General features: G+C 35.5%; 14 protein-coding genes. 8 read left to right on the forward strand and 6 right to left on the reverse strand.

Features of this window, described 5'->3' with window-relative positions; all coding sequences use genetic code 11:
• On the forward strand, positions 1–1,608 hold the full coding sequence (locus tag DSM03_RS10255) for a SusD/RagB family nutrient-binding outer membrane lipoprotein (RefSeq protein WP_128760426.1): 1,608 nt from the start codon (positions 1–3) through the stop codon (positions 1,606–1,608).
• Between the two features lie 95 nt (positions 1,609–1,703).
• Positions 1,704–5,039, forward strand: coding sequence for a VCBS repeat-containing protein (locus tag DSM03_RS10260; protein ID WP_128760427.1), 3,336 nt, complete (start codon positions 1,704–1,706; stop codon positions 5,037–5,039).
• 78 nt (positions 5,040–5,117) lie between these two features.
• Here the strand turns inward: DSM03_RS10260 and DSM03_RS10265 are convergent, their stop codons facing one another.
• The gene (locus tag DSM03_RS10265) at positions 5,118–6,260 is read right to left on the reverse strand and encodes a TlpA disulfide reductase family protein (protein ID WP_128760428.1); all 1,143 of its coding nucleotides are present in this window, start codon (positions 6,258–6,260) and stop codon (positions 5,118–5,120) included.
• Positions 6,261–6,444: 184 nt separating this feature from the next.
• Here DSM03_RS10265 and DSM03_RS10270 point away from each other — a divergent pair, with 184 nt between their 5' ends.
• Positions 6,445–8,820, forward strand: a complete 2,376-nt coding sequence (locus DSM03_RS10270; RefSeq protein WP_128760429.1) for a GAF domain-containing protein — start codon at positions 6,445–6,447, stop codon at positions 8,818–8,820.
• 48 nt (positions 8,821–8,868) lie between these two features.
• Here the strand turns inward: DSM03_RS10270 and DSM03_RS10275 are convergent, their stop codons facing one another.
• Positions 8,869–10,074: a Pycsar system effector family protein gene (locus DSM03_RS10275; protein WP_128760430.1), complete on the reverse strand. Its 1,206-nt coding sequence runs from the start codon at positions 10,072–10,074 to the stop codon at positions 8,869–8,871.
• Positions 10,075–10,131: 57 nt separating this feature from the next.
• On the opposite strand from DSM03_RS10275, the gene DSM03_RS10280 reads away from it, so the two are divergent.
• Positions 10,132–13,839, forward strand: a complete 3,708-nt coding sequence (locus tag DSM03_RS10280) for a metallophosphoesterase (protein ID WP_128760431.1) — start codon at positions 10,132–10,134, stop codon at positions 13,837–13,839.
• Between the two features lie 32 nt (positions 13,840–13,871).
• Positions 13,872–15,443 (forward strand): bifunctional GNAT family N-acetyltransferase/carbon-nitrogen hydrolase family protein, encoded by a 1,572-nt coding sequence (locus tag DSM03_RS10285; RefSeq protein WP_128760432.1) that lies wholly within the window; start codon positions 13,872–13,874, stop codon positions 15,441–15,443.
• 5 nt (positions 15,444–15,448) lie between these two features.
• Here the strand turns inward: DSM03_RS10285 and DSM03_RS10290 are convergent, their stop codons facing one another.
• The 4 genes from DSM03_RS10290 to DSM03_RS10305 all read right to left on the reverse strand — a co-directional run bounded on the left by DSM03_RS10290 (position 15,449) and on the right by DSM03_RS10305 (position 19,016).
• Entirely contained in the window at positions 15,449–16,591 is a 1,143-nt protein-coding gene (locus tag DSM03_RS10290; RefSeq protein ID WP_128760433.1) for a pentapeptide repeat-containing protein, read from the reverse strand.
• 69 nt (positions 16,592–16,660) lie between these two features.
• Complete coding sequence (locus DSM03_RS10295; protein ID WP_128760434.1) at positions 16,661–17,539, reverse strand: hypothetical protein; 879 nt, start codon at positions 17,537–17,539, stop codon at positions 16,661–16,663.
• A 4-nt stretch (positions 17,540–17,543) separates the two neighbouring features.
• On the reverse strand, positions 17,544–18,491 hold the full coding sequence (locus DSM03_RS10300; RefSeq protein WP_128760435.1) for a mechanosensitive ion channel family protein: 948 nt from the start codon (positions 18,489–18,491) through the stop codon (positions 17,544–17,546).
• A 33-nt stretch (positions 18,492–18,524) separates the two neighbouring features.
• Complete coding sequence (locus DSM03_RS10305; RefSeq protein ID WP_128760436.1) at positions 18,525–19,016, reverse strand: Dps family protein; 492 nt, start codon at positions 19,014–19,016, stop codon at positions 18,525–18,527.
• Positions 19,017–19,204: 188 nt separating this feature from the next.
• On the opposite strand from DSM03_RS10305, the gene DSM03_RS10310 reads away from it, so the two are divergent.
• The 3 genes from DSM03_RS10310 to wecB are packed head-to-tail and all read left to right on the forward strand — an operon-like array spanning position 19,205 to position 22,594.
• Positions 19,205–20,212, forward strand: a complete 1,008-nt coding sequence (locus tag DSM03_RS10310) for an SDR family oxidoreductase (protein ID WP_128760437.1) — start codon at positions 19,205–19,207, stop codon at positions 20,210–20,212.
• Complete coding sequence (locus tag DSM03_RS10315; RefSeq protein ID WP_128760438.1) at positions 20,212–21,483, forward strand: nucleotide sugar dehydrogenase; 1,272 nt, start codon at positions 20,212–20,214, stop codon at positions 21,481–21,483. The genes DSM03_RS10310 and DSM03_RS10315 overlap by 1 nt, the downstream gene beginning before the upstream one ends.
• The gene (gene wecB / locus DSM03_RS10320; protein ID WP_128760439.1) at positions 21,470–22,594 is read left to right on the forward strand and encodes a non-hydrolyzing UDP-N-acetylglucosamine 2-epimerase; all 1,125 of its coding nucleotides are present in this window, start codon (positions 21,470–21,472) and stop codon (positions 22,592–22,594) included. Before DSM03_RS10315 ends, wecB begins: the two co-directional genes overlap by 14 nt.
• The last annotated feature ends 96 nt before the right edge of the window (positions 22,595–22,690 follow it).

Below are 22,690 nucleotides of genomic sequence, written 5' to 3' on the forward strand. Positions count from 1 at the left end.
ATGAAAAAATATATAAAACTTATAACAGCTGTTGTAGTTCTGGGATTAGCATCTTGTGATAGCGACTTCACGGAAATTAATACAGATCCCGATAAAGCTTCAGGTGAAATTTTTGATCCTAATCTTATATTACCAGACGCACTATATAAATATGCAAACAGTACAACGGGATATAGAGGTCCTATTCTGTTTCAATCTATGTGGGTGCAGTTAATGGCTTCTACATCAACTATTGCAAACTATTATACCAATGCAGATAAGTATGTGCCTTCTGGTAGTACACCGGGATACGCTGCAAGCATATGGTCTGATAACTATCGTGTTGCTTCAGAGATGTATCAGATGAAAAAGCTCGCAATAGATAAAGGATATCCTAACCTTGCAAATATTGCAGATATTGTTAAAATTCAGTCTATTGCTTTTATGTCTGATGTGTATGGTGATGTGCCTTACAACGAAGCATTGCAATTAGAAGATGGTATATCAAGACCTTCTTATGATAAGCAAGAAGAATTATATCCTCAATTATTAGAAGAGTTGAATACCGCAATTAGCGCACTAGATACTTCTGCAGATAGTCCTACTAATGATATTTTTTATGATGGGGATATTAGCAAATGGAAAAAATTTGGATATTCTTTGATGCTTAAAATGGCTATGCGTTTAGTAAATGTAGACGAATCTCTTGCACAATCTTATGTTGAAACTGCCTCCGCAGGTGGTGTGTTTGCTTCTACCGCTGATGAAGCGATTCTTTTAACCGATAACTCAACAGGTTTCCACAACAGTAATAGTGCCGCTTTGGCAACAGCTTCAGATTACTATGAAGTACGCTGGTCTGATGTAATGATCGATTACTTAAACTCAACAGATGATCCTCGTTTGAGTGTAATTGCTGAAGTTCCTGAAGCTGGTTTAGCTGCTAATCAAGATGCAAGTTTAAGTGGAGATTCAGACCCTACAATTCAATTAGGAATGCCTAACGGTTATGACCTTAACGGAGGAGCTACAGATATTTCTAATGCACCAGACTATCCAGGCCCTACTGACGCAAACGGTGAAGATGATTCTGATGCACCAATTGGAGCATATTCTCGACCAACTTCTATGTATCGTAATCTTGAGGCTCCTGTATTTGTATTGACATATGCAGAAACTCAGTTATTACTTGCTGAAGCTGCTGTAAGAGGTTATAATGTAGGTGGCACAGCTGCTGAGTATTATGCTAACGGATTAAGTGGAGCAATGACTGCGATCAATAAATATGGAGGTTCGCAGATCGCTACTGCAGATATTACGGCATATGTGGCTGCTAATCCTTTAGATGTTTCTTCTACAGAAGCTTCATTAAAAATGATCAACATTCAATACTGGGCGACTACCGGTTTACTTGGTAACTTTACGGAAGCTTGGTCAAACTGGAGAAGATCTGCATATCCAGAATTAACTCCTGTAAATTATACTGGAAACTTTTCTAACGGTACGATACCTGTGCGACAAATTTATCCTGCAGATGAGTCTACCTACAATCCTGAAAACTATTCTGCTGCTGCTTCAGCAATGGGAGGAGATGTATGGACATCTAATGTATGGTGGGATAACAACTAATATCAGTTGTCTTCTAAGATTTATAGTATAAAAATTAAAGGAGGGCAATAGCCCTCCTTTTTTTATAAATTAGTTTCTTAATTAATAGATTAATTATGATAAAGAGATTCTCTTTAATTGCACTGTGGATTTTTTCTGTTTCTTCGCTTATTTCTATTACAGCAAATGCACAAGCAACAAAACTTTTTGATTTATTACCTGCATCTGAGACCGAAGTCGATTTCGTGAATACTTTAGAAGATTCTCAGACTGAAAATATCCTGATTTACGCTAATTTTTACGGTGGAGCAGGAGTAGGAGTAATTGATATAAATAATGACGGACTACAAGATTTATTCTTTGCAGGGAACTTAGTTGCTAACGAACTTTATTTGAATCAAGGTGATTTAAAGTTTAAAAAAATTACAAAGGAAGCCGGAATTGAGTTTGACGGTGGTTGGTCTACAGGTGTTACTATTGCAGATGTTAATAACGATGGTTTTCAAGATATTTATGTGAGCAGAGAGCTTTATGATGACAAGCCAGAATTGCGTAAGAATTTATTATACATAAATAATCAGGATAATACGTTTACAGAACGTGGAGCGGAATATGGTGTAGCTGATGATGAACGCACGCGTCACGCAACTTTTTTTGATTATGATAAAGATGGTTTTCTTGATCTTTTGTTACTCACGCAACCACCAAACCCTGGTAGTTATTCAATTTTCTCTGGGACAGAGTTGAGAAAAGAAGAATATCATTTAAAACTCTTTAAAAACAATAGTGGAACTTCATTTACCGAAACTTCAGAACAAGCCGGAGTTTCAATCACAGGATTTCCTAATGCAGTTTCAGCAAGTGATTTTGACAACGATGGTTGGACAGATTTATATGTCGCGAATGATTTTGCGGCTCCAGATTTTCTTTTCATTAATAATCAAGACGGAACATTTTCATATAAAACTGAAGAAGCTTTACAACACATCCCATATTACAGTATGGGCGTGGATGCTGCAGATTTGAACAATGACAACCTTCTTGATGTATTTGTGGTAGATATGGTTGCTAAAGACAATTATCGTCTAAAATCTAATATGAGCGGAATGAACCCAAAATCGTTTTGGAAAGTTGTGAGTGACGGCGGTTATTATCAATATATGTATAACACATTACAACTTAACAACGGTAACGGAAGCTTTAGCGATATAGGTCAGTATACCGGTATGGCAGCTACTGATTGGAGCTGGGCAAATCTAATTGCAGATTTTGATAACGATGGATTAAAAGACACTTATGTTACCAATGGTCTTTTGCGAGACATAAGAAATACAGATGCAGATAAAGAGGTTGCAGCTTACATTAACAAGCTTACTCATGATTGGGTTCTCAAGCATCCTGATGGTGGCGGAATCAAAACTATTTTTGATATTCTAGATGTAGATAAGGTGGTTGAATTAATTCCGTCTCAACCTTTAAAAAACTTCGCTTTTAAAAATACTGGTAATCTTGATTTTATTGAGGTTCAACAAGAATGGGGACTGGATCAGGCATCTTTTTCTAATGGTGCATCTTATGTTGATTTAGATAACGACGGCGATCTTGACATCGTGGTTAATAACATAAATGCAGAAGCATTCATTTATCGCAACAATTCAGATCATCAAGCATCTAGCAATTATTTGAGAATTAAACCGCTTGGTAAAAATAATTTAGCTGTTTTGGGGGCGCGTGTTTCGGTCTATGTTAACGGTGATACCCAAATGCAAGAGTTGACAAACGTTCGGGGTATCTATTCTACCAGTGAACAGGTAGCACATTTTGGTCTTGGTGCTTCAACTAGCGTTGATAGTGTTATAGTTTCTTGGCCTAACGGGAAGCAAGTGCGTTTAAAAAATGTTGAGGCAAATCAACAGCTGAGTGTTTCTGACGAAAACGCGCAGGACGGAAATTCTATTTACAGTTTCGGGTCAACAAATGATTATTTTGAGGATATAACTTCAGAATTTCCTATAAAATTAAAAACACCTGAAAATGATTATGATGATTTTGAAGAGCAGGTATTGCTTCCACATAAATTGTCACAATTTGGTCCTGCGATGGCAAAAGGTGATATTAATAATGATGGGTTAGAAGATATTTATATAGGCGGTGCTGCCGGTTTTTCCGGTTCTATTTATATTCAGCAAACAAATGGAAGCTTTAAAAAATTAATGGCAGGAGTTTTTAAAAATGATGCTTCTCAAGAGGATCTCGATGCAGTATTTGCTGATGTAAATAGGGATGGTTTTCAAGATTTAGTTGTTGTAAGTGGAGGAAATGAAGAAGCTAAGGGTTCAGACTTTTATATGGATCGCTATTATGAGAATGATACCAAAGGATCTTTCATCAAAAAAGAGATTGAAAACGCACTAACTGAAAGTGGTTCTAAAGTTATCGCAGCTGATTATGAAGGAGATGGAGACATTGATTTTTTTATTGGTGGAAGAATAACACCACACGAATATCCGCTACCGGCAACCAGCCAGTTACTGGTTAATGAAAATGGAAAACTCACTAACCTTACTGAAGAATTAGCTCCACAATTTAAAAATTTAGGCTTGGTTACCGATGCAGTCTGGTCTGACGTTGATGCAGATGGAGACCTGGATTTACTGGTCGTAGGTGAGTGGATGACAATTACCTATTTTGAGAATGAAGATGGTCGTCTTACCAAGAAAGAAATAGTTGCTTTGGCAGAAACTTCGGGTTGGTGGTTTAGTATAGAAAAGGGAGATTTTGATAATGATGGCGACGAGGATTTTATTATTGGTAACTTGGGTGCTAATTATAAGTATCAGACCACATTAGAAAAACCTTTTGATATTTATTACGATGATTTTGATAATAACGGAAAAGGCGATATTGTCTTAGGTTATTACAATGGCGATGGTCATTTCCCCTTACGTGGATTTTCATGTTCTTCAGAGCAAATTCCAAGTTTAAAAAAAGAGATTAAGCAATATAATATTTTTGCCTCTTTAGAAATCGATGAGGTCTATGGGAAAAAAGATCTTGAAAGATCTTTGCACTATACAGCAGATACTTTTAATACTATCTATTTAGAAAATACGGGAGATAATTTTAAGGTTCATAAACTTCCCACAGAAGTGCAGCTTGCGCCTATAAATGATATAATCGTTCAAGATTTTAATAAAGACGGAAATCTGGATGCCTTGCTTGCTGGTAACTTATTTGTTTCAGAGATCGAAACACCACGTGCAGATAGCGGTACCGGTGTTTTACTTTTAGGAGATGGAACAGGAGCTTTTAAGGTGCAAACGTCTAAAGATTCTGGTTTCTTTGCAAATGGCGATGTAAAGCGTATTGTACCACTTCAAGTTCAGGGAAAAGAAATTATACTAGTAGGTAATAATAATGCTAAGGTTCAGGCTTTTGAACTGAAGAAATAATAAGTTTTTTTCTCCTATAAAGCAAAAGCCCTGAATATTGAGTTCAGGGCTTTTGCTTTTTTAAGGTCTTTTAGAAAATTATCCTTCGCCTAAAAGTTCTCGCATTTTAGAAACAAGAGCTTCTCCACGTAAATTTTTATCTATAATAGTACCGTTTGCATCAATGAGATATGTTGCTGGGATTGCAGTTATCCCATATTTGCGAGCTACAGGATCTTGCCATTCCATAAGGTTTGAAACATGATACCAGTCCATTTTATCATTTTCTATGGCAGTAAGCCATTTATTTTTGTCATTTGCACGATCTAAAGAAACGCTAATGATATTTAAACCTTTGTCGTGATAGGTTTTGTAAACAGCAACCACGTTTGGATTTTCTTGACGACAAGGCTTGCACCAGCTTGCCCAGAAATCTATAATTGTATACTTAGAACCCATTGCATCAGCTAAAGCCAATTCTGATCCATCTGGTGTAGGAGCGGTAAAAGAAGGAGCTTTATTACCTATTTCTGCTTGGGAAGCCGCAGCTTCTTGAGACTTTAGCTTAGCGATCATTTCATTAAGTTTAACACCTTTATCAATTTCTTTTAGATTATCATCAAGACTTTCAAATAATTCTTCAGCTTTATCCGCTTCAATAGCCTGTGTACCTACTAAATCAGATAAAATGATAACACTAACAAATTCACTGGGATGCTCTTCAATCAATTGAATTCTTCTGCGTGTATCTGCATCATTAATGGCGTCAAATTCGTTACGTATGATAGTTACTTTTGACGTATCGCCGCTTTGCATTGCAGCCATCCCTTCTTGTTGTAATTTTTGCTTTTCTTTATTAGATGCAACCACATCATCATAATAGAGTTTAAAAAAGTCATTTTCTGCACCACCGTTAACTTCAGAAGTATATAAGCTATCTTTATACGCTTTTACGGTAATCTCTTCGTTTTCGGCGATAAGTATTACGTTTCCACGAGCGCTTTCAAAAGTTAAAACCATCATTTCTGGAGCACTAACGGGTTCAGGATTAAAGCTGAATTTTCCTTCCTTAATAACAGTCGTATCTATGTTTTGTAATTGATTATTTGCATCAATTCTCTGTAAGAAAACATTGGTTCCGTTATTAATATCTGGTGTGGTACCGTTAATCTTAAAACCGGCATCAGAGCCGCAGGATATAAGTAAAATTGCTGCCGCAATTAGTAAACAAAATTTATTCATTCTTATCTAGATTTAGTTGTGCTGCAATATACGTGATTTTAAGTTTTCTTAGAAGTTATGTTAGCTATATCAAGTGGGCTCAATATTTGACAGAATATAATGTAAGTTTAAACCTATGTTAAAGACAAACCTGTAGTAACGGGTTCAGAACTATTTTAGTATTTTGAATGTAAAGATTAAGGATATGGAAGATTTAAATGAATTTCCACTACAGATACAGTTGAGTTTCGCTAAAGTTTTAGAGATGCTTAAAAAGCGTATGCACCAATCTAAAAATGAGGTGACTAAGAATTATTTAAAATCTATTCTGGAATATGCAGAATCTTTTCCTGAACTTATAGATGGTATTGAAGACTCTGAGAAGATTGATGAACTCCAAGAAACTCTAAGTACGCTACTTGATAATCTCTTTCCCGCTGCCTTAACTAAAAATGAAATTAAAGCAGCTACAATTCCTTTTAAGAATAAGATATTCAATCCTACCCGAAGATTTGCTTCAATTATTGAGGATGCAGGAGAAGATTTTGATTTAGCTATTAGAAATCTGGATCCTAATTATTACTACATCATAGGATGTGTGGTTATTTTGAATAGTTATTATAACTACGATATAGATTTTAAAAGACCTATGTTTTACGAGATTCCTGATAAAAATGGAGTTATACGTACTTACAGAGCGTCTATGAATGCAGATTTTACATTCTGTGAACCTACAGATATTTCTATTGAAATCACTCCGGAAATCGTAGACAAGTTGATAGAAAATGGAGACAATGTGTCTATGTGGAAAGAATATTTTCCGCCTCAAAGCTGGATTCTTAAGGGTATTACTATTTTAAACCTTACAGACGTTACGGTTGACGATTCTATATCAGACTTAAAAAGTACATTACTTTCTAAAAAAAATTTAAAGCAGGGAAATACTGCAAAACAGTTTCAGAATATATTCAGTTCAATTTTTAATATTCCTGATTTGCGTGTTGGGTTTACAGAATTTGATAAGGATGAAGATCTATTTACGAGAATGAGTGACGGTGATGCAACAAGCTTTATTCTTAATGAGAAAACTCGCTCTGATTGTCGTCAAAGTATGTGCGACGGCTCTTATAATACGTTGATACACGATAAAAAATATTTTGTAATACCCGATGTGGAAGATTATGCTAGAAAGAATGAAAATGAAGTACTAGCTCAAAATTTATTAAAACAGAATATTAAAAGCTGTATGCTTGCTCCAATAACATTGGGTAATGAATTACTTGCCGTTCTAGAATTGGCATCTTCTAAAAGAAACTCTTTACATAGTCTTAATGCAACAAAATTAGACGATGTGTTACCCTATATTATCTCAACTGTAGAACGAAAAAAGTTTGAAGAAGAGAATAGGATAAAGGCAGTTATTCAAAATGAATGTACAAGTATTCACCCTAGTGTATTATGGATTTTTGAAGAGGAAGCTAAGCGATTTATCAATAATCAAAATGCGGGTAAATTTGCTGCATTTAAGGATATAGCCTTTGAAGATGTTTATCCACTTTATGGGCAGATAGATATTGTTGGTTCTTCAGATGAGCGTAATAAAGCCATTCAACAGGATATTTTGATTCAGTTAGAGATGGTTCACGGTATTCTCGATCTGGCATTAGAATCTAATCCAATACCTATTTATGAGCAGGTAAAGTTTAGAATTCAAGAGTTTACTGAAGAGATAAAAGAAAGATTAAATGCCAATAGCGAAAGCGAGGTTTTCGCATTACTTCAAGAAGAGGTAAATCCGTTATTGAGTCATCTTAATACCAAAATACCTGAGCTAAAAAGAGAAATTGATAATTATAAAGAATCTATTAATAAAGATACTGGTTTGATTTATCAAAATCGTAAAAATTATGATGATACGGTTCAGCTCATTAATCAAAATCTAGCAACGTTTTTAGATAGAAAACAACAAGAAGCGCAGCAAATTTTTCCGCATTATTTTGAACGTTATAAGACAGATGGTGTAGATCACAATATCTATATTGGTGCATCTATGACTCCTAAGGAGAAATTCAATAAAGTGTATTTATACAACCTTAGATTGTGGCAGCTTTGTACGATGTGTGAGATGGAAAATCACTTCTATCATAAACAAGAAGGAGCAGAATTGCAATTAGATGCTGCTTCATTGATTCTTGTTTTCAGCACAACTTTGTCTATTAGATATAGAATGGATGAGAAGAAATTTGATGTTGACGGTACATATAACGCACGATATGAAATTATCAAAAAGCGTATAGATAAAGCTCTTGTTAAAGGAACAGATGAGCGTATAACACAAAAAGGTAAAATCGCCATTATTTATTCTCAGGATAACGATGCAGAAGAGTATACACGTTATATTAACTACTTGCAGCGTAAAGAATATTTAGGATCTGAAATTGAATATCTTGAACTTGAAGATGTTCAAGGAGTAGTAGGACTTAAAGCTATACGAGTAAATGTTTTATATACTTCAAACTTACCGCGTAGTAATGATGAAGAAACAATTACTTATGAAGATTTAATGGAGATCTTAGATTAATAAAAAAGCCTTGAAATATTATTTCAGGGCTTTTTTTATTTCTGATAATTACATCATCCAGAATGCGATGATAAAACTTATTACAGAGATGATTATTCCTACCATAAAAACGGTGTAGGTTTTTCTAAGCAGCATGTATTTTTTGTTCAGAACAACACCTAAAAGGTATAAATCTTTAGTAAGTGCTTCATAGATATAATCTTTATCGTAGATGATCTCGTTAATAGCCCACTGATATTGATCGTATTTCATTTTGTGAAAGTTCCCAAAGAATAAAATATTCACTTGTTTTTTCTTCACTTGCTCTCTTGTAAACTCTCCGGAAGTGACATTAGGACGCGTAGAAAGTATAGACATGATTATTGAAGCTACACTAAATATAACTAACACAAGAGTTGGTATCAATAAATGGCGGTTACTAGGTGCATCTAGCTTAGGAATCATATTAGATAACGCCAGTGAAATAATAATAGCATTTACTGAAAGTAAAATGTTTGCTTTTGTATCTGCAATATCACTTAATTTGATGTGGTTTCTTAAAGTTGTACGATATAACGTTTGTACCCCGCGATCCGGACTTTCATCTTTAAATTTGGCCTTAAGTTTGGCTTTAACTTCTTCCTTCCGGTATTTTTTCTTCTTTTTCTTTTCTTTTTTCAATAGAGAAATAAGGTTCTCATCCTTTTGGTTTTTCCAATTTCTGGCAGCATAATCAGTATAGAATTTATGCTTATGAGTAAACATCTGAATGTTTTCTTCACGCCATTCTGCTGGAGTAAACTTTTTAGTTTCTGTTAAGAGTAATTCTTGTCTTAAAAACTCGCTAGTTTGAGCATAATATTCTTTAGCAAAATGGGAATTATCTGCATCTTTTAAGATGCGCTCTAATTCATTCTGAGGTTCTTCACCCATTTTTGTTGATGCGATAAGTTCAACAACAAGTTGTTGTGTTTCGGCGTCAACATTCTCTTTTTCCATATAATCCTTAGCAATCTCAATACTAGCTTCTTCATGACCGTCTCGAGTCTTGGTATAACCCGTATCATGCATCCATGCAGCAAGAATTAAAGCATCTTTCTGTTTAACATTAATTTGAGAATTTTCGGCTATTTCTTTAGTACTTTTAACAACTCTTACGGTATGATTGTAATTGTGATATAGATAACTGTTAGGAAGTTTTTCCTTAAAAAGTTCTAGAACAAATTGATCTGCTTTTGAAAAAGTACCCTTTGTTTTTTCTGCTGTTTCAGCCATAAAATTTGGTTATTAAAGTAAGGGAAAGTACGAAAAAGAATTCCCAAAATTATTTTCATGATAAAAAATAACATACTTCTAACACTTGTAATCTGCTTGTTTCTCTCGGCTTGCGCCACTTATACTTCCAGATACAAAGAAGATGTTGAACAAGGGATTTATCCATCAGCAAAAAAAATAGATCGTACTTTTTATTTACTAGGTGACGCCGGTAATTCTGAAATGGGCGAAAGCACCGAGGGGATTAAATTATTTAAGAAGTTTTTAGATAAAGCAAATGAGGAGTCATTTGCTATTTTTTTAGGTGATAATATTTATCCGGTAGGGATGCCTCCCGAAGGAACAGAAGAGCGACCTCTTGCTCAACACAGGCTTGATGCGCAGGTTGAGACTTTTGAAAAATATGGAGGAACGCCCATATTTATTCCCGGAAATCATGACTGGTATAGTGATCATTTACACGGTTTAAATAGAGAAGAAGAATATTTGAAAAAAGTAACCGGTTTAGATGATATTTTTCTACCTAAAGATGGTTGCCCACTAGTGAGTTATGATATTAATGAGTCTGTACATATGATCCTTTTAGATACACAATGGTATTTAGAAGATTGGGACAAAAGCCCGGAGATTAATGATAAATGTGATAATATTAAAGATCGGGAGAAGTTTTTTATTGAGCTTGAAAATGAGATTAAGAAAAATCAGCATAAGACTCTGGTAATAGCTATGCATCACCCAATGTACACAAACGGAGTGCACGGTGGTAAATTTGCTTTAGACAAACATTTATATCCATCTCAACAGAAAATTCCTGTACCCATCTTAGGTTCTTTAGTAACTCAGATTAGAACACAGGGAGGAGTTTCAAAACAAGATCGTTTTAATGAGAAATACAATGAGTTAATGAAGCGTTTGCGTGTTTTAGCTCAGGGACACAATAAAATTATTTTTACTTCTGGGCACGAACATGGCTTGCAGTACATTGAGCACGATGAGGTTAGACAGATCGTTTCGGGGTCGGGTTCTAAATCATCTTATGCGTATTTAGGTAATGATGGTTTGTTTAGTTCAGATTATGAAGGCTTTGCTCAGTTAGATATTTTTAAAGATGGTTCTTCTTGGGTTCGTTATTACGGAACTAATCAAGAAACCGGAGAACCTGAATTGTTTTTTCAGAAAGAAATATATGGCCCTGATAAGGTAGAAGACTATTCTCATTTACCTACAGATTTTCCTGCCACGGTAAAAACTTCTGTTTATTCTATAGAAGAAACAGAGCGGTCAGACTTTTTTGAAAGAGTATGGGGCGAGCATTACCGCGAAGTTTATGGCAAAAAAGTGACAGCTCCTGTAGCTCTACTAGATACACTATATGGAGGTCTTGAAGTTGTGCGACCAGGTGGGGGGCATCAGACCGTTTCTCTTCGGCTTAAAGATAACACCGGTAGAGAATACAATATGAGAGCGCTACGTAAAAGTGCGGTTCAGTTTTTACAAAAAGTTATTTTAAAAGAAAATGCTGATGCAGAAGAGGATTTAAAAAATACATTACCAGAATCTCTGATTCAGGATTTTTATACATCTGCACATCCATACGGAGCTTTTGCAGTTCCGCGTTTGAGCAATGCTGCACAGGTTTTACATACAACACCTAGATTATATTATGTGCCAAAACAACCTGCTTTAGGTCTGTATAATGAAGATTATGGCGATCAACTTTATATGATCGTTGAGCGACCGGTTAAAGAGTACAGTGGGGAGACTTTTAATTATCCTGATGATATAGAGAGTACAGATGATATTCTAAGCAAATTGCGCAGTGATGAGTCTAATGTGGTAGACGAGCCTACTTATATACGTGCCCGTATGTTTGATATGCTTATAGGAGATTGGGATAGACATAACGACCAGTGGCGTTGGGCGGAATTTAAAACTACAGATGGTAAAGATGTATTTGTACCCATTCCTAGAGATCGTGATCAGGTATTTACCAATTTTGATGGAGCTATTCTAGATGTTGCCCGTACTTTATTTGGCATGGCAAAACAGTTTCAGGTTTATGATAAGAATCTGGATGATATGAAATGGTTTAATAATGCAGGTATCAAGCTTGATCGTGCTTTGGCACAGCAGTCGGGAAAAGAAGTCTGGTTAGCTCAGGCAGAGTACATAAAAGAGCATGTTACAGATGATGTTATAGAAGAAGCTTTCACAGATCTTCCACCCGAGGTTAGTAATGGTCAATCTATACAGGATATAAAAGAGAATTTAAAAGGGCGGCGTGATAACTTAGTCAATATAGCAGAGTCATTTTATGATTATCTGGTACAACTACAAATGGTTGTAGGTACAGATAAAGATGATTATTTTGAGATAACTCGTGGAAACAATCAGACTACTATAAAAGCCTGGCGAATAAAAGATGGAGAGAAGGCAGATTTAATACATGATCGCACTTATTTTTCTGATGAAACTAAACAGATTTGGATTTATGGTCTTGATGACGATGATGTTTTTGAGGTAAAAGGAGAAGGAAACAACCCAATTTTTACCCGAATAATCGGTGGGCAGAATAATGATATCTATCGTATTAAAAGTGGAAGAAAGGTTAAAATTTACGATCACGAGAGTTTACCCAATACTATTGAAGAAAAGGGAAAGGCGAATTTTAGGCTCACAGATGTATATGATTACAATACCTATGATTATCAGAAACAATTCTTACGCTCTAATGTTTTAACTCCAGCATTTGGTTATAACCCAGACAATGGTATAAGTCTGGGACTTTCTGATGTATACACTGTACAAGGTTTTAAACAGAACCCTTTTTCGCAGCAGCATCGCTTTAGTGTGCTGTATTATTTTGCAACAAGTGGTCTTGACTTTTCGTATAAAGGAGAGTTTGCGGGTATTATGAATGATTGGAATTTAGTTTTAGCGGGTAGATATACTACACCTAATTATGCCAGAAACTTTTTTGGCTACGGGAACGAGTCAACCAATAATGATGAAGAGTTTGGAATGAATTTCAACCGGGTTCGTTTGAGCCGTATGGAAGCTTCTGTAGGGCTTTTACGTAATTCTGATTATGGTAGTACGTTTTCAGTGAAGGCAAATTTTGAAGGGATTAAGGTGGCAGATAACAACTTTAGATATATTGACATCGTAGATATCATAGAGCAGGACAAGCGTAAGTATTTTGCAACTTTAGATGCCACTTATGAATATCACAGTAAAGATAATTCGTTAGCTCCCACACGAGGGATGGATTTTATACTTAACGGTGGGTTTACAAATAGTCTTAGCGAAACAGGGAAACGGTTTTTGTACTTAAATCCAAGCATTGGTTTTTATAACGCGATAAGCGCAAATAGAAAGCTGGTGCTTAAGACTTCTGCGAGTAGTCAGTTTAGATTTGGAGATAATACTGAATTTTATCAGGCGGCAACGTTGGGGCAAAATAATGGATTACGCGGTTATCGTTTTGACCGTTTTACAGGTGAACGAGCTTTTGCAACTTCAGGAGATTTAAGATATGCTTTCAACACATTTAAAACAGGATTTTTACCGCTGCAGATAGGAGTTTTTGGAGGTTATGATTTAGGTAGAGTTTGGTCAGATTTTGATAACAATTCAGAGAAATGGCACGACTCATATGGTATAGGTTTTTGGGTAAATAGTGCAGATGCGTTGAGTGGTACATTCAACCTTTTTAAATCTAGTGAAGGCTACCGCGTTTCATTTGGATTTGGTTTCAATTTTTAAGATTAAATTTTTCGCCGTTAGGCAACTTATATATGAAAGAAATAGACAATATTGATAATACAGAGGGTTTAGAGAAGCGTGAACGCGTAGACACAATCAATCTAGAGTATCTCAAGGTTAAAGACTATGAGGAGCTCAAAGAGATCATGATTGCTGTGTATCCTAATATTACAGATCCATACTGGAAGAAAAAAGACATTCAAAAACTGATATCAATTTTCCCCGAAGGTCAGGTTGTGGTAAAAGTCAATGGTGAGATTGCCGGCTGTGCGCTTTCAATCATTGTAGATTATGATAAGTTTACAGATACGCATACCTATATGCAAATAACAGGTGACGAGACTTTCAGTACTCACACACCTAAAGGAAATGTCCTTTACGGAATAGAGATATTTATTTCGCAACAATATCGAGGGATGCGTATAGGTCGTCGTTTATATGACTATCGTAAAGAATTGTGCGAGAACCTCAATCTGGAGCGTATTGTTTTTGGCGGAAGATTGCCCAATTACCATCAGCATGCAGACAAACTTTCTCCTAAGGCTTATATTGAGAAAGTAAGATCACGTGAGATTAACGATCCGGTTCTTGATTTTCAACTGAGTAATGATTTTCACGTAAAACGAATCATCACAAATTATCTGGAAGGAGATAAGCAGTCTAAAGATTATGCGGCACTTCTGGAATGGGATAATATTTATTATCAGAAACCTGCAAAAAAACCAAATGCAATCAAAACCGTGGTGCGTTTAGGCCTGGTGCAATGGCAGATGCGAACGTATAAGAACTTTGAAGAGCTTATAGAGCAAGCAGAGTATTTTATAGATACCATTTCGGGTTATCGCTCAGATTTTGCTTTGTTCCCAGAGTTTTTCAATGCACCGCTTATGGCTGCCTACAATCACCTTTCTGAGCCTGATGCTATTCGTGAACTTGCAAAATATACAGAGCGTATAAGAGATCGTTTCTCTGAACTGTCGGTAAGTTATAACATCAATATTATAACAGGGAGTATGCCTTATATTGAAGACGGCACACTTTATAATGTTGGCTTTTTATGTAAACGTGACGGAACAATAGAGAAGTTTTATAAATTACATGTAACTCCAGATGAGGCTAAAGCCTGGGGAATGAGTGGAGGAGAAGTGCTAAAAACTTTTAATACAGATTGTGGTAAAATAGGAATTCTTATTTGTTATGATGTAGAATTCCCAGAACTGGGACGTTTGCTTGCAGATGAAGGTATGGATATTCTTTTTGTTCCCTTCCTAACCGACACCCAGAATGGGTATAGCCGTATACGTCATTGTGCACAGGCACGAGCGATTGAAAACGAATGTTACGTGGCGATTGCTGGTAGTGTGGGTAATATTCCTAAAGTGCATAATATGGATATGCAATTTGCCCAAAGTATGGTCTTAACACCTTGTGATTTTCAGTTTCCTACAAACGGGGTGAAGGCTGAAGCTACGCCGAATGCCGAGATGATTCTTGTAGCAGACGTTGATCTTGACCTTTTAAAAGAATTGAATCAGTTTGGTAGTGTTCACAATCTCATAGATCGTAGAAAAGATTTATTTCAGTTAAAATGGAAGAAAAAATAATATTTTTAATTTTTGATTGGCAATAATTGATAGTTATCATCATCAATTTCCACGACTTCAAAGGTTGAAAACAGCCAGTCGCTTTGCTCTTTGTTCAACTGTTTTATAACATCCCGTTCGAAGGTCTTATTCACACGGGCATTTGTAAGATCTACATCTAGAATTTTAGACTTTAAGAGGCTCACATTTCTCAAATCTGCCATTTTTAAATTTGCGTTTTGCAAGTTGGCATGATCTAAGATCGCATTCTGAAGTTTTGCAGATTCAAGATTGGCATTATTGAAGCTCGTATAGGTCAGATTTGTATTAGCTAAGTCAGTATTACTAAAGTTTGCATTTTCAAAATCGGTGCCGTTAAAGTTTGAATTTCTTAAATCAGCATAAGAAAGATCAATGTTCAACAGGTCATAACCTTTAAGTGAAATGTTTCTCAATTCTGCATAGGTAAAATCTAAGCGCTCAATTAGTTTTCCGTTAGTACGGGTTCTTGTGGTGCTGTTGAGGTTTACTCCTGTTTCTAGAAGAGAAATTAAAAGATAACCCCGTTCTGGGCTAGTAACGTGAGCTATAAGACTGTCGTTTTCGAGGTATTTGTAGGGTTTCAGCATTTTGCTCAAAGCAATAAGTCTTCCTGCAGTGGCGTCTTCTATTTTGTTCTGAGAACTGGCGGCAACATCATTACTTATTTCTTTCAGCATATTATCCATTATCAAAAGGGTCTGACCGCGACGATCTGCTTCTTGTAAATAGGTTTGCTGATCCAGACGTGTATTTTGTTGCTGAAACATTTTGCTCTGACCGGTAATCAATGTATTCTGTTTGGCGAGATAATAGGTTTGAAAAATTAATAAGATAGAAGGTAGAACAGCTGTTAGAACCAGTAAAAATCCCACACGTGTAAGCCTTATTATAATACTGCTCAGTAACTCTGAAATGGTTTCTCTAGATACGCGTTGTTGTTGCGCCATTTCGTCTAAAAACCGCTCAATACTTTTCTTAAGTTGGGCCCCTAGAATCATACCTGAAGAGCGTTTTAAGAAAGTCCAACCCAGTTTGCGGCGCTGTTTCTTTTTAGACTCTTGCTTGTCGAGTTTAGCTTTTAGCTTTTCATTTTCGGCTTCAAGTTCAGAAAGACGTTCTTCGATCATATTTTTAAAGTCTGGTCCTGTTTAAAAATACTATAAACGAACAGCTTTTAAGAATGTTGTCAAACCTATTTAAGGTGTATTCTTTCCTGTAATAGAATATTCATATAAATTTCCGCCGGTTTGAGCCCTGCGTTCATCTACTATGTATAGGGTAGAATCATTTTTAAAAGCGATCCCTTCTTTTGGGGAGGTGTAGTTGAGGTCTAATCTTTCAATTTTTCCAGAGAAAAAATTTTCCCCTTTAAATTCTGAAAGCATTAGTATCTTATCTGAAGTGAGTAGTGCAATTCTATCGCCTTTTGGAGATAATGCAACACCTGTAACTGCGCAAGTGTTTAAATTTTCACATACAATATATTGATCAATAAGTTGTGCCTGATAATTACCGGGACGCGCCGGAAGTTTGTATACTTTAGTTGTTCCATCAAAATTCCGGCTTCTGTTGCGGGTAAACATATATAAGCTACCTTTTTTATACAGCAAAGCCTCTATATCGAAATTAAGATTATTTAAATCTGGCGGGTAATCTTTTTGATCTGAAAGTGTAAATGTAATACGTTTGGCTTGCAAGGTATCTGAAGTGCCTGCAAGGCTTGCGAAATTTTCAATGATATAAATAAATTGATCTTCGCGCTCATTCTCATTATTCCCCGTATCAGAAATATAAAGCGTACCATTTGGGTCAGTTGTAAGATCTTCCCAATCTTCATTAGGTGCATTGCTAATTACGATTTCCCGCTGAATATTGCCATTACTATCTAACCCATAGATATAATTAGGATTTCCGTGATCTGCAGCGGTGTAAATTAGGGTGTCATTTTCAAAAACCGCTAAGCCAGAAACTTCTGCGAGGTTACGAGCTAAACCACCTTTTTTATCGAGATTACCATAATCCTGACAACTGAAAATAGAGAGAATTATAACGAAATAAAAGGCGGTTTTAAACATAAGATTATGCTTCTGAAGATTGACTGTCACCAGAGTTGGCGATAGTTATAGTCTCTGATCTAAATTTGTTTTTGCCAAAATCTAAAGTACGTATTGGGAATGGAATGTTTATATCATTAGCATCAAATGCTTTCTTGATAGCTATTATGGCTTTATCTTGAGCGATGAGCATATCTCTTCTTTTAGAAACGGGAGCCCAAAAACGCGCAACAAAGTTTATGGAACTGTCTCCAAAACCTTCATAATAAAATTCTATTTCTTCTTTACTCTGCTGTTCAAAAGTACTGTTTAAGGTTTCTAAAGTAAGTTCTTTTACCTTTTCTAGATCACTTTCATAACCCACACCACAATTGATGAAAACACGTGATCGGGCTGTTTGACTCCAGTTCTTAAAGGGAGAATCAACGATGTTAGAATTAGGAACAATAACATAATTATTATCTGATTGTCTTAAAGTGACATTACGCAAAGTGATATCCTCAACAACACCTGCATAATCATTCGTCTCAACCCAATCTCCTAATTGCAGACGTGGCATAAAACTTAAAATAACTCCGCTAAAAGTATTATTTAGGGTTCCCTGTAAAGCCAGACCAATAGCAAGACCCACAACACCGGCACCTGCCAATACTGAGGTTAAAACTTTATCTAAATCCATTATACCTAATGCAACAAAGAAACCAATTAACACCGTAATCGCAAAAGCTGTTTGACCTGCCATTACTTTAATAGAATCTTGGCCTACGCCACGCATTAAAATATTGCGAACAAATTTGGATACGTATTTGGCAATAAACCAAAAAACTGCAAAGACTAAAACTGCAACAATAAAATTGGGTAGTTTTAATATTAAACTTTCACCCCAACCTTGAAGTTTGTCTATTAGTTTGTAAAGGTCAAACCCTAAAAAGGTTAGGTCAGATTTTGATGCAGCTTCTTGTAAAATTAGCATAGTTAATGGTATAGTTTAGTTTTGTATTATAATTTACGATTTTTTATGGTTTGAAGTTTTTGTCATTCTCCAAGAGTCTAACATCCAGCTCGTTTTTTCTAACTCTCTTATATAACCACCTAATAAATCTATGGTACCTTCATCACCACCTTCGTCTGCAGTTTTTACTGTAGATCGCATTTGCTTTAACAGTAAACTATGGTCGTCTAAAAGTACTTTTACCATCTCAATATCTTTAATCTCACTCGGAGCTTCTTCAATATTAGATAATTTAAGGTAATCTGTGAGATTACTTACTGGTTGATAGCGTAAGGTTAGGATTCGTTCAGCTACTTCATCAATTTTAATTAATGTGTCGGTATACATTTCTTCAAACTTTGCATGAAGATCAAAAAAGTTTTCGCCAATTACATTCCAGTGAAAGTTTCTAAGTTTTTGATAATATAAGTGATAATCTGCAAGAAGTACATTAAGTTTTTCAACTGTAGCTTCTGTTTTTTTAATATCTAAATTTAGGTAATTCATAGTTTTGATAGTAATTATTTATGTATATCAAATTTACTATTGATTTTTCTTAGAGACTAATTACTTAATCCGTTTAGTAAAAGTTTAACCTCAAAATTTAAAAGATGTTAAATAGTATAATAAAGTTAAATAAAAGTTAAAATTTTTAAATAAAAAAATAATATATTAGTAGTCTTGATCCCTACTTCATGAGAAATACAAATTTTAAGCAGTTAAAAAATAAGAATGTTTTAATAACTGGAGGCTGCGGCTTTATAGGTTCGCATTTAATTGAGGCATTGCTAGAACATGGTGCTAATGTTAAATGTTTAGACAATTTATCTACCGGTAAATTCGAAAATATCAAAGAATTTTATAACAATTCGTCTTTTGAATTTATAGAAGGTGATATAAGAGATTTTGATACGTGTAAAAAAGCGCTGCAAAATTTTGATTATGTAAGTCATCAGGCAGCTTTAGGTTCTGTCCCAAGAAGTTTGAAGACACCTTTAATTACAAATGGTGTTAATGTAACAGGATTTTTAAATGTTATTGAAGCTGCGAGATTGGCCAAGGTAAAACGGTTTGTTTTTGCAGCAAGTTCTTCGACTTATGGGGATAATGCTGCTTTGCCAAAAATTGAAAGTGAAATAGGCAGACCGCTATCACCTTATGCAGTTACAAAATTAATTAATGAATTGTACGCAGAAGTCTATAAGCAATCTTTTGATTTTGATAGTATAGGTTTGCGTTATTTTAATGTTTTTGGTCCAAGACAAGATCCTAACGGAGCTTATGCTGCTGTTATTCCAAAATTTATATCATCCTTATTGCAAGGTAAATCCCCTGTAATCAACGGTGATGGTTCTTTTTCGAGAGATTATACTTATGTCGATAATGTTGTAGAAGCTAATTTATTAGCATTAACTACTTCAAATAAGCGAGCTTTAAATGAAATCTATAATATTGCTTTTGGAGAGCGTACAACATTAGTTGAATTAGTAAATTTGCTCAAAGAACGATTACTCAATTACGACAGTTCGTTAGCTAAAATTAAACCTGAATTTGGACCAGAGCGTCCGGGAGATGTACCACATTCTTTAGCTTCTATACAAAAAGCTATAAATCTATTAGGGTATAAACCACAATGTGATATTTCTGAAGGTTTAACTAAAGCTATTGACTGGTATTATGAGAATTTGAAAATAGAAACTTAATGAAGATTGGAATTATTGGGCTGGGTTATGTGGGCTTACCACTAGCAAGCTTGTTTGCAACTAAATATGCTACTACCGGCTTTGATATCAATTCAGATAGAATTCAACAGTTAAATGCAGGCTTTGATAAAACAGGCGAACTTGAAACGGATACTTTAAATGCTGTTTTAAAAAAAGAGCAATCTACAGGGTATGGACTGTTCTGTACGGCTGATTCAGATCATTTAGCAGAATCCAACGTCTATATTATAACGGTTCCTACACCAATCGATCAGAATAATAATCCTGATTTATCACCTTTAGTAAGTGCAAGCCAATTAGTTAGCAAGTACCTTAAAAAAGGTGATATTGTGATTTATGAGTCTACAGTTTATCCCGGTGTTACAGAAGAGATTTGTATTCCTATTCTAGAGAAAGAAACAGGCTTGGTTTACAATAAAGATTTTTATGCAGGTTACTCACCAGAACGCATCAATCCTGGTGACAAAATCCATACGGTAGATAAAATTAGAAAAGTAACTTCAGGTTCTACACCAGAAATTGCTTCTCAAATTGATGAATTATACGCTTCTGTTATAATCGCCGGAACCTACAAGGCTGCTTCTATTAAAGTTGCCGAAGCTGCAAAAGTGATTGAGAATTCACAGCGTGATATAAACATTGCTTTTGTAAATGAGCTTGCCAAAATCTTTAACCTTCTCGATATTGATACTAATGCGGTTTTAGAAGCTGCCGGTACAAAATGGAATTTTCTTCCGTTTAAACCCGGTTTGGTAGGTGGGCATTGCATAGGTGTAGATCCATATTACTTGGCTCAAAAAGCAAAGCAAGTAGGTTATCATCCCGAAATTATTTTAGCCGGAAGAAAATTGAATGACAGTATGGGGCCTTATGTAGCATCCCAGGTAGTTAAACTGATGGCACAGAGAGATATTAAACTTAAGAACAGCCGAATTTTGGTTATGGGAATTACTTTTAAGGAGAATTGCCCAGATGTTCGCAATACTCGAGTTATTGATATTATAACAGATTTAAAAGAATATGGAGCTGAAGTTTCAGTTTATGATCCTCTCGCGGATCCTGAGTTAGTTAAAAAGGAATATGGTTTTGAATTATTAGATAGTATTGAGTCCAAAAAGTTTGAGGCTGTCGTTTTAGCCGTGGCACACGCTCCATTTGAGCAAATAGATTTTGAATTGCTAAAAGAGGAAAATGCCATTGTCTATGATGTAAAAGGATTTTTAAAAAACGGGGTTGATGGCAGACTCTAAAAAAAAGACCGTACTTTTCGTATTTGGTACACGTCCTGAGGCTATAAAGCTGGCTCCTGTAATTAAGTATTTTAAAAAGGACTCTTATTTTGACACACGCGTTTGTATAACAGCTCAGCATCGAGAATTGCTGGATCAGGTTTTAGATTTTTTTGAGATTGAAGCAGATTACGACCTGGATTTGATGAAGAACAATCAGGACTTATTTTCACTTACTGCTAGAGCTTTAGAAGCATTAAAAGAGCCTTTGAGTAGGTATAAGCCAGAGCTTGTTTTTGTACATGGAGATACCACGACTAGTATGGTAGCTAGTTTGGCAGCCTTTTATGCTGGTGCGAGAGTAGGACACATAGAAGCAGGTTTGCGCACTTTCAATAAGCAATCTCCATTTCCTGAAGAAATTAATCGACAGCTAACGACGCGTATTGCAGATTTTCATTTTGCACCTACTGAAAAATCTAAAGCCAATCTTTTAGCGGAAAATATCCAAGAATCTCAGATATTCATAACCGGAAATACAGTTATTGATGCCTTAGAAGAAACAGTAATAAAGGTTTCTCAGCAAACACCGCATTTCGCTGAAAAAATTCCATTCAGTTCAAAAAAAATTATATTGATCACGGGGCACCGTCGAGAAAATTTTGGTGCAGGAATGCAACGTATCTGTGAGGTTTTTAAGGAAATTGCCGAAATGCGTCAGGATGTGCATTTGGTTTATCCTGTGCACTTAAATCCTAATGTAAAAAATACCGTTCACGAGATCTTGGGCAATATTGCGAATGTTTCACTTATTGAACCACTGAATTACCCAGATTTTATCTGGATTATGCACGCTTCTTATTTTATCATTACCGATAGTGGTGGCGTTCAAGAGGAAGCTCCGGGACTGGGCAAGCCAGTTTTAGTAACGAGAGATACTACAGAGCGTCCCGAAGCGGTAACCGCAGGGACGGTAAAATTAGTTGATACAAATTCGATAAAGCTAAAATCAGCAATTTTAGAACTTTTAGATCAGCCCGAGGCTTATAAAGCAATGAGCAAGGCTCATAATCCATACGGTGATGGTAAAGCTTCTGCACGAATTCTTGACATAGTAAAAAAGAAGTTATAGTCTTCACTGTTTACTTAGAATACTTCAGTAGGATTAAGTTTTAACAAGTTTTCTTAAGCTTTTTATTCGGTTTAAAATCTTTGTTACCTTTACGCG

The organism is Leeuwenhoekiella aestuarii (assembly GCF_004104055.1).
Taxonomy (GTDB): Bacteria; Bacteroidota; Bacteroidia; order Flavobacteriales; family Flavobacteriaceae; genus Leeuwenhoekiella; species Leeuwenhoekiella aestuarii.